Origin of the sequence: Rhodococcus sp. FH8 (assembly GCF_019266085.1) — a bacterium.
Taxonomy (GTDB): Bacteria; Actinomycetota; Actinomycetes; order Mycobacteriales; family Mycobacteriaceae; genus Rhodococcus_F; species Rhodococcus_F qingshengii.
On sequence record NZ_LPNQ01000040.1, the window covers coordinates 1 to 10,586 of the forward strand.

General features: G+C 63.4%; 15 protein-coding genes and 2 pseudogenes. 10 read left to right on the top strand and 7 right to left on the bottom strand.

The features are described from left to right. The coding region (locus ATN38_RS00450; RefSeq protein ID WP_218747400.1) for a transposase at positions 1-460 on the bottom strand (460 nt) is incomplete at its 3' end. Between the two features lie 185 nt (positions 461-645). After that, positions 646-1,293, bottom strand: a complete 648-nt coding sequence (locus ATN38_RS00455; RefSeq protein WP_021334619.1) for a TetR/AcrR family transcriptional regulator — start codon at positions 1,291-1,293, stop codon at positions 646-648. A gap of 120 nt (positions 1,294-1,413) precedes the next feature. Here ATN38_RS00455 and ATN38_RS00460 point away from each other — a divergent pair, with 120 nt between their 5' ends. From ATN38_RS00460 to ATN38_RS00470, 3 genes and pseudogenes are all read left to right on the top strand, one after another. Next, a complete protein-coding gene (locus ATN38_RS00460; RefSeq protein ID WP_021334620.1) occupies positions 1,414-2,991 on the top strand; it encodes an MFS transporter in 1,578 nt (525 codons plus the stop codon). Positions 2,992-3,016: 25 nt separating this feature from the next. Beyond that, positions 3,017-3,538, top strand: a complete 522-nt coding sequence (locus ATN38_RS00465) for a PaaI family thioesterase (protein WP_021334621.1) — start codon at positions 3,017-3,019, stop codon at positions 3,536-3,538. Positions 3,539-3,806: 268 nt separating this feature from the next. Continuing rightward, positions 3,807-3,965: pseudogene (locus tag ATN38_RS00470) on the top strand (transposase); the annotation flags it as partial. 41 nt (positions 3,966-4,006) lie between these two features. On the opposite strand, the pseudogene ATN38_RS32450 reads toward ATN38_RS00470, so the two are convergent. After that, positions 4,007-4,124 (bottom strand): annotated as a pseudogene (locus ATN38_RS32450) (PRTRC system protein E); the annotation flags it as partial. Positions 4,125-4,312: 188 nt separating this feature from the next. Here ATN38_RS32450 and ATN38_RS00480 point away from each other — a divergent pair. Then, a complete protein-coding gene (locus tag ATN38_RS00480) occupies positions 4,313-4,582 on the top strand; it encodes a DDE-type integrase/transposase/recombinase (RefSeq protein ID WP_021334624.1) in 270 nt (89 codons plus the stop codon). Next, positions 4,528-4,653: an integrase core domain-containing protein gene (locus tag ATN38_RS33270; RefSeq protein ID WP_011331560.1), complete on the top strand. Its 126-nt coding sequence runs from the start codon at positions 4,528-4,530 to the stop codon at positions 4,651-4,653. Before ATN38_RS00480 ends, ATN38_RS33270 begins: the two co-directional genes overlap by 55 nt. A 26-nt stretch (positions 4,654-4,679) precedes the next feature. On the opposite strand, the gene ATN38_RS00485 is transcribed toward ATN38_RS33270, so the two are convergent. Beyond that, the gene (locus ATN38_RS00485; protein WP_134771777.1) at positions 4,680-5,177 is read right to left on the bottom strand and encodes an IS3 family transposase; all 498 of its coding nucleotides are present in this window, start codon (positions 5,175-5,177) and stop codon (positions 4,680-4,682) included. 233 nt (positions 5,178-5,410) lie between these two features. Here ATN38_RS00485 and ATN38_RS00490 point away from each other — a divergent pair, with 233 nt between their 5' ends. After that, positions 5,411-5,917, top strand: a complete 507-nt coding sequence (locus ATN38_RS00490; protein WP_021334626.1) for a bifunctional 2-polyprenyl-6-hydroxyphenol methylase/3-demethylubiquinol 3-O-methyltransferase UbiG — start codon at positions 5,411-5,413, stop codon at positions 5,915-5,917. A gap of 111 nt (positions 5,918-6,028) precedes the next feature. Further along, positions 6,029-6,376 carry a DsrE family protein gene (locus ATN38_RS00495; protein WP_021334627.1) on the top strand — a complete coding sequence of 116 codons (348 nt, stop codon included), beginning with the start codon at positions 6,029-6,031 and terminating at the stop codon, positions 6,374-6,376. Here the strand turns inward: ATN38_RS00495 and ATN38_RS00500 are convergent. Both ATN38_RS00500 and ATN38_RS00505 read right to left on the bottom strand, forming a co-directional pair. After that, complete coding sequence (locus tag ATN38_RS00500) at positions 6,367-7,215, bottom strand: cytochrome c biogenesis CcdA family protein (RefSeq protein ID WP_011331564.1); 849 nt, start codon at positions 7,213-7,215, stop codon at positions 6,367-6,369. The genes ATN38_RS00495 and ATN38_RS00500 overlap by 10 nt on opposite strands. An 8-nt stretch (positions 7,216-7,223) precedes the next feature. Then, entirely contained in the window at positions 7,224-7,958 is a 735-nt protein-coding gene (locus tag ATN38_RS00505; RefSeq protein ID WP_021334628.1) for a thioredoxin domain-containing protein, read from the bottom strand. Between the two features lie 105 nt (positions 7,959-8,063). On the opposite strand from ATN38_RS00505, the gene ATN38_RS00510 reads away from it, so the two are divergent. The 3 genes from ATN38_RS00510 (at position 8,064) to ATN38_RS00520 (ending at position 10,221) form a co-directional block, all read left to right on the top strand. After that, positions 8,064-8,564 (top strand): hypothetical protein, encoded by a 501-nt coding sequence (locus ATN38_RS00510; RefSeq protein WP_011331566.1) that lies wholly within the window; start codon positions 8,064-8,066, stop codon positions 8,562-8,564. Positions 8,565-8,643: 79 nt separating this feature from the next. Further along, positions 8,644-9,051 carry a DUF302 domain-containing protein gene (locus ATN38_RS00515; RefSeq protein ID WP_011331567.1) on the top strand — a complete coding sequence of 136 codons (408 nt, stop codon included), beginning with the start codon at positions 8,644-8,646 and terminating at the stop codon, positions 9,049-9,051. Next, positions 9,052-10,221, top strand: a complete 1,170-nt coding sequence (locus ATN38_RS00520) for a hypothetical protein (protein ID WP_030538035.1) — start codon at positions 9,052-9,054, stop codon at positions 10,219-10,221. It begins immediately after the preceding gene. Between the two features lie 31 nt (positions 10,222-10,252). Here the strand turns inward: ATN38_RS00520 and ATN38_RS00525 are convergent, their stop codons facing one another. Beyond that, on the bottom strand, positions 10,253-10,450 hold the full coding sequence (locus ATN38_RS00525) for a DUF2892 domain-containing protein (protein WP_031332288.1): 198 nt from the start codon (positions 10,448-10,450) through the stop codon (positions 10,253-10,255). Positions 10,451-10,586 lie beyond the last annotated feature (136 nt).

Consider the following 10,586-nt stretch of genomic DNA (forward strand, 5'->3'; position numbering starts at 1 on the left):
TGTCGGTGATCCGTGAGATGGTTTCTTCTGAGACAGATGCGCCGTAGATTTCGGCGAAGCGAGCGGAGATCTCACCGGTCGTTAATCCTTTGGCGTTGGGCGACAACACGATCTCGTCGACCCCATTGAGGCGTCGTTGACGCTTCTTGACGATCTGCGGCTCGAACGTCCCTTCCCGATCACGAGGGACCTCGATCGGAACATGCCCGGTCGCCACGGTCAACACCGTTTTCGACCGAGTCCCGTTGCGGATGTTCGTCGACTCCCGATCGGGCGGGGCTTGGTTCTTGTCGTGCCCGAGATGCTCGGTCATCTCCTCGTTCAACGCGGTTTCCAGGACGGTTTTGGTGAACTGCTTGAGCAGACCGTCCGGGCCGGCCAGCGATAGACCCTGCTCCTTCGCCAACCTGACCAGCTCCGCGGCTTCCGAGGAGGGCTCGGCCCTCTTCTTCGCCCGCATCTTCCAGTGTCGTCATCTCGGCACCTCCTCGCTGAGCATTCACTCAGCGTCTCGGGCCGAAACACCGATTAGAGACAGTCCCACCCCAACGGCACACCCAGTATGTGTGATTGATGGTGTTCTGATCCGCTTTTGCCGCTGGCCAGTGAGTTTGCAGGTAAGGCCAGGGCCAGCGTGAGGTCACGTCACCGCGCGTGCGCGGATCGTGCAGCGAGAAAGTCGTCGACGAGTTGTTGCCGTTCAGTGGATCCTGTCGGCGGGAGTCCGGTGAGTCGGGTGAAGATGATGGGTCCGACGAGTTGGGTCAGGGCAAGGGCGGTGTCGAAGTCACCGAGCTCTTGCTGGGCTTGGGGGCCGCCCAGGATCTGGTCGAACGGTTCGCGGTACTGGTTGACCACCCGCGCGCGCAGGGAACTGACCGGGTTCCGGTCCTCTTCGGGATGGGATGCCGCCCCGGCGGTCTCGGGTTGGACGGACCCGAGGGCAAGCCATCCCAGCATCGTCAGTTGGGCAGGGGCTTCCTCGATGAGCTTGGCCTGACGGTCCAGCAGTTCGATCAACTGTTCACGGATCGTTCCGGACGAGGCCGGTGCGGTGACAGGGGGCAGCAGACGTTCGAACGCCGCGGCCAAGAGTTGGGTGCTGTCGGTGAAGTGCCGGTAAAGGGTGGTCCGCGCGACCTTGGACGCTTTGGTGACCGCGTCGATCGTGACGGCATCGATTCCGCCGGTCGAGAGCAAGGATGTTGCGGCGTCGAGCAGTCGTGCGCGTGAACGCGCCTTCCGTGGATCCACGAGCCGGTCCTCGTTGTCGACCAGGTTTTGGATGATCATTTTCTCGCTCACCTCGTCATTGTGCCCTTCAATCAGGCGCAGACACTATCCTCTCCAGCCTCATTGTGCTACTGATAGTAGCGAATCGATACCAGCCGTATCGATATGTGGAGGTGGCGTATGGCTTCGGGCGATCGGGTGCTGCTGTCGCGGGCGCAGAAGTGGACGTTGGTGGTCTCGTGCTTGTCGGTGGCGTTGGTGGTCGCGTCGATGGCGGCTCTGTATACCGCGCTTCCGGACATTGCGGTGGCGACCGGGGCCACTCAAACCCAGCTGACCTGGGTCGTCGATGGGTACACGCTGGTGTTGGCGTGTCTGGTGTTGCCCGCCGGTGCGCTGGGTGACCGTTACGGTCGGCGGGCGGTGCTGATCGTGGGGTTAGCGCTCTTCTCGCTGGCCTCGGCGGTGCCTCTGTTCGTATCGACCCCCTGGTGGTTGATTGCGGCGCGTGCCGCGGCCGGGTTGGGGGCAGCGTTCGTGATGCCGTCCACGCTGTCGGTCCTGACCGCGGGATTCCCCGAGGAACAGAGCGGGCGGGCGGTCGGGATCTGGGCGGGGGTCGCCGGGTCCGGGGGCCTGCTGGGGATTCTCGGGTCGGGAGTGCTGCTCGACTACTGGTCGTGGCAGTCGATCTTCGTCGGTCTAACCGGGACGGGGGTGTTTCTGCTGTTGTGTGCCTTCACCATTCCCGAATCCCGCCAGGAGAATCCGCCGCGGATGGATGTGATCGGGTCGGTCGCGGTGGTACTCGCGATCGGACTGGTGGTGTTGGCCATCATCGAGGTCCCAGTGCGTGGTTGGTCGGATCCGGTGGTGGTCGTCGGATTTGGTCTGGGTCTGGTGGCCACGCTGGTGTTCGTAGTGTGGGAGTTGCGCGCGGATCATCCGTTGCTCGATGTGCGGTTCTTCACCAGTCGGGGTTTCGGGAGCGGATCGTTCTCCATCACGATCCAGTTCCTGGTGACGTTCGGTGTGTTCCTCGTCCTGGTGCAATACCTGCAGTTGATCTTTGGATACAGTCCGCTGGGTTCGGCACTGGCCTTGGCACCGATGATGGTGCCGCTGGTGCTCCTCTCGGCGATCTCGCCGTGGATGGCGACCCGGCTGGGGTTGCGGTTGGTGACGGTGACCGGTCTGCTCGCCATAGCGGTGGGGTTCTACTTCATCAGCCGGTTGGATCTGGACTCCACCTACCTCGACGTGATGTGGCCGACGCTGATCATGAGCGCGGGACTGGGTCTGACCGCGGCGCCGGCGACGGCGGCCATCGTGGCGGACACACCGATCGAAAAGCACGGCGTCGCCGCGGCGGTCAACGACGCCACGCGCGAGATCGGTGCGGCGATCGGCATCGCTGTCGCCGGCAGTGTCCTGGCCGCCGGCTACAGCCACAACATCGCACCGGCGATCGAGCGACTCCCTCCCGACGCGCGGGGGCCAGTCTCGGACTCACTCGCCGGTGCCCTGGAGGTCGCCGACCGGGCCGGACCGGTCGGCGAGCAGCTTGCGGACTTCGCCAAGTCCGCGTTCCTGCACGGCGCCGAGCAGTCCGCGATCGTCCTCGCACTCATCGCGGCGGCCGGTGCGGCGATCCTGCTGTTCTGGGCGCCCGGCCGGAGTCCCCGACCCCTGGACACGGACACATCGAAGAAACCGGCTGAACCGGGCCAGTGCAGTCGATCCCGCGCCCGCCGCTAGCCAACACCATCGAGAAGGGACACCCATGACCCAGCTACCGCTACCGCCGCACTCGCCGACCTGCATGGGGTGCGGGCCGGACAATCCCGCCGGCCTGCAACTAGAGGTGTTCCGTTCCGGCGAAGAGGTCTACACCGATGTGACGTTCGACGAACGTCACATCGGTGCGCCAGGCCTCGCGCACGGTGGGGCGGTGGCCACCGCCTGCGACGACCTGTTCGGCTTCACCCTCTGGATCGCCCGCACCCCGGCGGTGACCCGAAACCTCACCGTCGACTACCTCGCCCCCGTCCCACTGCACCGGCCCCTGCGCATCCGGGCCCACATCCGGGAGATCGACGGCCGCAAACTACACCTCGAGGCAACCGCCACCGCCGATGACGGCACAGCATTGTTCACCGCGAACGCGGTCTTCATCGCCGTGTCGATCGAGCACTTCGCTCGACACGGCACCCCCGGCACCGCCCAGCAACTATTCGACCGCCTCACCTTTGCGCTCGGGGACGACGGGCCGGAGAAATCGTCAACGCGCCCGCCGGACCGCTGACGCGACCGAAAGAAGCGCAAGACGCGGACCTGTCGTGGTCGCTGCCTGATTGTCCGCGAAGCACCCCGTGCGCCGGACAAACTGGAAGCGATCTGGGCTTCCGTTGCCAGCCCCCTGACCACCATTGCCCGGGTCCGGCGCCGACGCCTCCCCACGCCTGTTTGATCTCGTTGAGGCGCATCGCATTCTGCAGGTTCGGCAAGCTGGACTTCAATAGGTGTTCTGGGCTGACTTCGCCACCTGAAACCAGCTGCTAGTACCAGACACCGGCGAGCGCGCGCCCGATCACCGACATCACCGCCCAGAACCCGATCGTGATTGACCTCGACGCCACCCTCGCCACCGCACATTCGGAAAAGCGAACGCGGCACCGACCTACAAACAAGGATTCGGATTCCACCCCCTGTTGTCGTTCGTCGACCACGGTCTGCGGGAACGACATCGAAGACCTGGCCCGAGCCCGCGAGTCAAGTCGCCCCAGACCAGACTCGGTCGACCAGAGTCAATTTCGTCGCGAACCCACGACCATCCCTCCTCGGGGTCATCGGTGGTTAAGAACCTGGTCCTGCCCACCGAGCCGGCTGGGTCATCAACAAGAAGAAGGTTCAACGGCTTTGGCGTGAGGAAGGGCTGCGGGTGAAAGTCCGCAAGATCCGGAAACGTGCCGGCGCCTCGACCACCCCGATCACCGAGGCAGAGGCGCCGAAGGTGTTGTGGGCGATCGACTTCTAGTTCGATTCGACGACGGACGGGCGGAAGTTCAAGATCGCGTAAATGGTGGACAAGCATACGCGTCAGTCGGTACTGAACATCGTCGAGCGATCCATCCCGGCAGAGGATCTCGTCGCAGCGCTGAAGAAAGCGTTCGCATTCTGGGGCGCACCGCCACAGATACTTCGGTGCGACAACGGCCCGGAGTTCATCTCCGAAGCGCCGAGGACGTTCTGCGAAGATCAGGTCGGTATCGGCTACGTTCCACCCGGTCAGCCATGGAAAACGGGTACATCGAATCCTTCAACAACCGTGTCCGTGACGAATGCTTGAACATGAACGAATTCCACAGCCTCCTCGAAGCCCTGCCAGCCGTATTCACACGCATTGATTCTCTGATTTGATCCGTGCCCCCAATAGTGCACCAATGTTATGAGAGCTGAGGATACGGTTGGATGTCTGCCCAGAGCTTCTCATACTCCATCGGGCTGAGGTTGCCGAGATAGCTGTGGCGCCGTTCGGCATTATGAAAATTGTCGATATGATCGGCCATGGCTGCCGTCAACTCCAGCGTGGTCGACCGCTTCTTCGTGTTCAGCAATTCCGTCTGCAAACGTCCCCAGAATGCCTCCATGACAGCATTATCGAAGCAATCACCGACCGTCCCGAAAGACTCGAGCAACCCCCACCTCCGCAGATTCTCACCGAACCCCCACGACGTGAACTGCGGACCATGATTGTCATGCAAGATCGTTGCCTCCCAACGGATCCGTTCCTGCGCGGCCATGTTTACCGCATTGTTGACCGGCGCCGTATCAGCAGTCGAGGAAAAGGAACGACCCACGATCATCTTGCTGAAACAGTCCAAAATCGCACAGCAGTAAACCTCTCCGTCCCGAGCGGGATGCTCCGTAATGCCACCCGACAGGGAGGGCGGCGTTGACGTTCAGTGCGAATTCCAGGCCCGGGCGCGCTCGGAGCGATCGCCAGCACCGAGGACGCGACTGCCACGATCGGACTGACCGCCGTGGTAGGACAAGTAACATTCCTGCGGTCCTCGCCTGGATCTCGAGGCAGAATCACGTCATGTACCCCCGGGGGTACAGTGAGGTCGATGCCGTTCCGATGCGAGCGGCCCCACGACACAGACAGGAGTCCGCAGTGGATTCATCATCGGCATGGGACGCGCGCTACAGCAGTGTCGAACATCCCTGGGGATCTGCACCGGCGGCTGCTCTGTCCGCGAGATTCGCCGAACTGACACCCGGGCGCGCGGTCGATCTGGGCTGCGGGGACGGCCGACACGCCCGATGGTTGGCCGACTCCGGTTGGGCGGTCGATGCGGTCGATTTCTCCTCGGTGGCAATCGAACTCGCCATGAGCGGCGGGTCCGATAAATCGATCAGGTACAGCGTTGCCGACGCCAGAACCTGGGAACCGAGCGGGCCGGTGGATCTGGTTGCCATCGGATTCCTGCATCTTCCGGTCGACGAGCTCGTTGCGGTCATCGCCAGCGCGGCAACCTGGCTTGCACCGGGGGGGGAGGCTGCTGTATCTCGGACATGCGCTCGAGAATTTCACTCGCGGTGTGGGCGGTCCACCGGACCCATCGATACTGCCCGATATCTACGATCTCGCCCGGGCAGCAAGCGGACTGCGGGTTCGTGAGCTATCGCATCTCGTACGGCCGCAGGGTGATAGCCATGCCATCGACATTTTGCTGCATGCCCAACCGTGGTCCGGCTCACCCCACCGCAGCCTGATGGACCGAGTCCGCGAATGAGCGACCACACAGAACCGCTGCGCGTGGTGTTCGCGGTGAACACCACACCTACAGTCGTCGTGTCGGCAATCCACAATCTTCGTGCTGCTGCATCCGAACCCGTGGCGATCGAAGTCGTGTGCTTCGGGGCAGGCCTCGATGCCGCCTTGGGGTGCTCGGATGTCTCCGTGGAGATGCGCACACTGATCGACTCGGCAGCGATCACCGTCACAGCGTGCCGAAACAGTCTGAACGGCCGAGGACTCGGCGATGACGACCTGTTGATGGGAGTCGACGTGATCCCGGCTGCCGTCCTGCATCTCGCCCAACGGCAGCGGGACGGCTGGTCGCAGCTCTACTCGTGATTCTCCGACTCGATGTCTGCGGTGCTGCGACCACGTACGATCCGGACCGCCAGGATCGCGATGATCACCAGCACTCCGGCGAGCAGGACAGCCACGTTGGACACCGAATCTGCGACCTCGCTGATCCACACCTGCAGCGAATACTGACTGTCGACGCCCATGACGCCGCCGAGGTTGGCGGTTCCTTCCGTGAGCAGGAAGAGAACGCCGATTCCGATGAAGATCAGCCCCGATATCAGCGACGTGGTGTGCGTCTTCAACGGTCCTATGCTGATCTCTTTGCCGCGCAACCAGGTTCGTGAGCCCAACGATAAACGGTCCCACACAAGCGCGAGTACGAACAGCGGGACCACCATGCCCGCGGCGTAAAGGGCCATCAGAATTCCGCCGTACACCGCCTGTCCACCGGCCACTGCGACGGTCAGGACTGCGCCGAGTAGCGGTCCGGAGCAGAATCCGGCGAGCCCGTACACCGCACCGAGTGCGAACACCGACCCGACAGACGACGCGTCGATGCGGGCGGCCGCTCGCTGAGCCGATCCCAGCGCGAATCCGCGACCGACGATGATCATCACCCCGAGTCCGATGATGATCAGTCCGCCGATCATGGTGGTGATCTCGCGGTACCGGGTGATCGCCGAGCCGAGGGCGCCGACTCCGGCTCCGAGGGGAACCAGAACCGTGGCAAGTCCGAGGTAGAACACTCCTGTGCGGCCGGCGAGCTTGCCCGCCCCGTCGAATGCGTAGGCGAAGAACGAGGGCAGCAGCAACGCCGAGCAGGGGCTGAGCAAGGCCAGCAGTCCGCCGAGAAATGCTCCGAGAAGTCCGATCTGAGACATTCGGCGGCCTACGCTCCGGCGGCGGTATCGATCAGATCGACGAAGGTCGACAGCGGTTGCGCCCCCAGTACCGGATCGCCGTTCACCGAGAACGCCGGTGTGGCCGGTATACCCAACGACTGTGCCTCGTCGGAATCGCTGGTGATCGCGGAGTCGAAACTCGTTCCGGTGGCTTCGGTGGTGAAACGCTCGAGGTCCGGGACGCCGGCTTGCTGTGCATAGGCTTCGAGCGCCTCGATCGTCAGGTCGGCATGACCGGTCTCGGGCGCACCGGCGTACACGGCGTTGGTGAATTCCCAGAACTTGTCCTGAGCCGCGGCTGCTCGGCCCGCGCGGGCGGCATCGAAGGACTGTTGCCCGAAGATCGGCAGATCGCGCCATTCGATACGCAAGGTGCCCTCGTCGACGTAGCGGTCGATCAACTGCGGTTCGGTCTCGCGACTGAACTGGGCGCAGAACGGGCAGCGGAAGTCCGAGAAGGCGATCATCACCACCGGCGCGTCGACGGCACCGATGGCCATCGGATCGTCGACGGTGCGACGCGAGAGATCGCCCAGCGGGCCGGTTGCAGGTGTCGTGCCCACCTCCGGTTCCGCGCTGGAAGTCGCTCCCGCCGTCGCCTCGGGTTCGTCACTGTCGTGCATTCCGACCACCAGAACGCCGACGAGGACGGCGGCGACCAGTACCGCGATCCCGAGAAGCCAGGTGTCTCGACGGCGGGTGGATCGTGATGACGAAGTCATGCAATACCTTTCGGTAGTCACGAATACTGACAGCTATACCCTTGCGGGTATACTCTTGCAGAGTAGTGTCACTCACACAACTACGAACTGTAGGAGACCCATCCGATGCCTGAGCCTGCCATCTCCGAACGCCCTGACGTCGATCCCGACGGTCGAGCGCTCACCGAGGCCGGTCTCTACAGGCGGTGGGGGCTGCGTGTTCTACGTGGAACGCTTGCCGGGATCGCCACCGTGCTGGTCGTGGGTATTCCGACCGACATTATCGACACCCCGATGTTCGGACGAGAAGTTCCGGTCCGCGCGTGGGAACTGCCGGTGCTGCTGGCATCTGCTGTCCTGACCGCGGTATGGTTCGGCATCGACAAGCCCAGACAGGTCGAGCGAACCGGTACCCCGGCCGCACTCGGTGTCGCGCTGACTTTCTTCGCGGTCGGATGCCCGGTGTGCAACAAGCTCGTACTGCTGGCGCTCGGCACCTCGGGTGCGTTGGGGCTGTGGGCGCCGATTCAACCGATCCTTGCTGGAGTATCACTGACGATGCTGGCTGCAGCCGTAGCTTTTCGGTGGCGTCGGCGAGACTGCTCCGCAGGGTCCTGCGCGGTGTGAGCCGACTTGTCGGCTCGTGCCGTACTCGACATTTCTTGAGGCAGACAAGGACAATTCCGACGATGGAGAATCGAACATCATGACCGAACTTGCGATCAGTATTCGACTGGACATGCCCTTCGCGGAAACCGTGGACGCGACCCGTGAAGCTCTCTCGGAGCAGGGATTCGGAATCCTGACCGAAATCGACATGCAATCCACCCTGAAGGCGAAGATCGATGCCGACATCGAGCGCTATGTCATTCTCGGTGCCTGCAATCCCCGGCTGGCGAAATCTGCGATCGACACCGACCGCCAGGTAGGACTGCTTTTACCGTGCAACGTCATTGTCCGCGCTGACGGGGGAAGCACGATCGTCGAAGCGATGAACCCGCAAGTGATGGTCGGACTGTCCGACGCGCCCGGACTCGCGGATGTCGCCGACGAAGCCACAGCGCTGCTGCACGCGGCCATCATGGCACTCAGTGGCGAAAGCTCCTCTACCTAGATGCGCATGTGCCGTATTCGGTTGGTGAGTGCGGCGGGTGGAGCATGCGCGGTGTTGATGCTCTGCGCATGTGATGCGTCCTCGCTCGTGAGCGCACACGGGTCGATCACCGGAGTGGTGGAGAACCCGTCGTCGTCGCAGCTGCTGTCGCCGCCCGGCTTCGGCGACAGCCCACTGTGGTCGGTGCCCTTCGTCTCGAGACCCCATGTCGTCGATGACGGATTCGTCGGAGTCCTCGACACGGCACCGTCATCCGATTCGGCAACGGTGCAGGTCGTCAGCGACACAGGCTCATCGCGGTTCGAGGTCGACGTACCGAAGAACCGCACGCAGTTCGCGGTCACCACTGCCCACGATCGCGAACTACTGATCACGGAAGACGTCGACCCCTCTGACTCCGGGCACGCTGCCTCCCTCACCGCTCGCGACACCCGAACAGGCGAGGTCGTGTGGGGCCCGGTCGGTAGCGCCGGGTGCCTGACCGGGACCGGGCTGCTGATCGATGCCGGATGCAGTAGCGAATCCGCCCCGCCGGAGGCCGCGATATCTGCCGCCGACGGGCACACCACCTATCTGAGTGGGGCAGTGTCCGAATCCGGGGGTTACGCGGTCGTCCGCGATGGTGATACCGCAGAAATCGTGACTGTCGATACTGGCAACACGGCATGGTCGACCGAGACAGTGGCACCACCGCCCGCCGCACTCGCCGGTAGCGCACGGTTCGTCCAATCGGCTGGTAGTTCCGTCGTCGTGGCATGGACGGTCCCTACCCGCCCTGAACCGATCCAAGCGGTCTATCGCCTCTCGGACGCCGGGATCCGTTGGGTCAGTGGTGCTCGGACCCCGATGGCGGTGACAGCCGATGCGGGTAGCGGATCGACGATGATCACCACCGGGGACCTCGGCGACGACGGAATCGCCGTTCTTTTTCCGCGATACGGCAACCGAGGTTTCACAGCCGATCAGTTTCCCGGTGCCGATCGTTTCACGCTCGTCGGCGGAATCGTCTACGGTGCTTCTGGTTCGGCCGTGACCGCTATCGATGCGGTCACCGGCCGCGTGACAGGCACATCACTGGGCGAGGCTCCGGTAGCGATGACACCCAACGGTGTTGCGCTCGCCGCGGACACCGACGGATACACCGCATTCAAGGTGATACCCCATTTCTGAGGTCGGCGGTCCCGAGATCGAGTCCTCCTCCTCAGGATGCCTTGGGCCGTCCTCGCAGTTCCACGGAGAACAACGGGCCGAGCAGACACACGTTGACTACTCCGGTGAGGACGAAGACTGCCCCGATCACTCCTGCCAGAATGCCGACGGCACCACCGACGGAGAAGGCGAGCGTGATGAGGGCGATACCCACGACGATGCGCAGTACGCGCCCGGCTGTGCTGCGCATGAAATCGACGAGAGGAATCGTCAAATTCTGTGGATTAAGGTGTGTCAGGCGACCTCGGATACCGGCGTGTCCGGTGACGGTTCCGGGGTGATCTCGACGGGTCGTTCGAGGAGCTTGCCCTTGTGGAACAGCGCAC

What these genes read in the sequence shown, in the direction of transcription:
- ATN38_RS00455 (WP_021334619.1), bottom strand. Translation starts at nt 1,293, where the DNA reads ATGATCATCCAAAACCTGGTCGACAACGAGGACCGGCTCGTGGATCCA.
- ATN38_RS00460 (WP_021334620.1), top strand. Translation starts at nt 1,414, where the DNA reads ATGGCTTCGGGCGATCGGGTGCTGCTGTCGCGGGCGCAGAAGTGGACG.
- ATN38_RS00465 (WP_021334621.1), top strand. Translation starts at nt 3,017, where the DNA reads ATGACCCAGCTACCGCTACCGCCGCACTCGCCGACCTGCATGGGGTGC.
- ATN38_RS00480 (WP_021334624.1), top strand. Translation starts at nt 4,313, where the DNA reads ATGGTGGACAAGCATACGCGTCAGTCGGTACTGAACATCGTCGAGCGA.
- ATN38_RS33270 (WP_011331560.1), top strand. Translation starts at nt 4,528, where the DNA reads ATGGAAAACGGGTACATCGAATCCTTCAACAACCGTGTCCGTGACGAA.
- ATN38_RS00495 (WP_021334627.1), top strand. Translation starts at nt 6,029, where the DNA reads ATGAGCGACCACACAGAACCGCTGCGCGTGGTGTTCGCGGTGAACACC.
- ATN38_RS00500 (WP_011331564.1), bottom strand. Translation starts at nt 7,215, where the DNA reads ATGTCTCAGATCGGACTTCTCGGAGCATTTCTCGGCGGACTGCTGGCC.
- ATN38_RS00505 (WP_021334628.1), bottom strand. Translation starts at nt 7,958, where the DNA reads ATGACTTCGTCATCACGATCCACCCGCCGTCGAGACACCTGGCTTCTC.
- ATN38_RS00510 (WP_011331566.1), top strand. Translation starts at nt 8,064, where the DNA reads ATGCCTGAGCCTGCCATCTCCGAACGCCCTGACGTCGATCCCGACGGT.
- ATN38_RS00515 (WP_011331567.1), top strand. Translation starts at nt 8,644, where the DNA reads ATGACCGAACTTGCGATCAGTATTCGACTGGACATGCCCTTCGCGGAA.
- ATN38_RS00520 (WP_030538035.1), top strand. Translation starts at nt 9,052, where the DNA reads ATGCGCATGTGCCGTATTCGGTTGGTGAGTGCGGCGGGTGGAGCATGC.
- ATN38_RS00525 (WP_031332288.1), bottom strand. Translation starts at nt 10,450, where the DNA reads ATGCGCAGCACAGCCGGGCGCGTACTGCGCATCGTCGTGGGTATCGCC.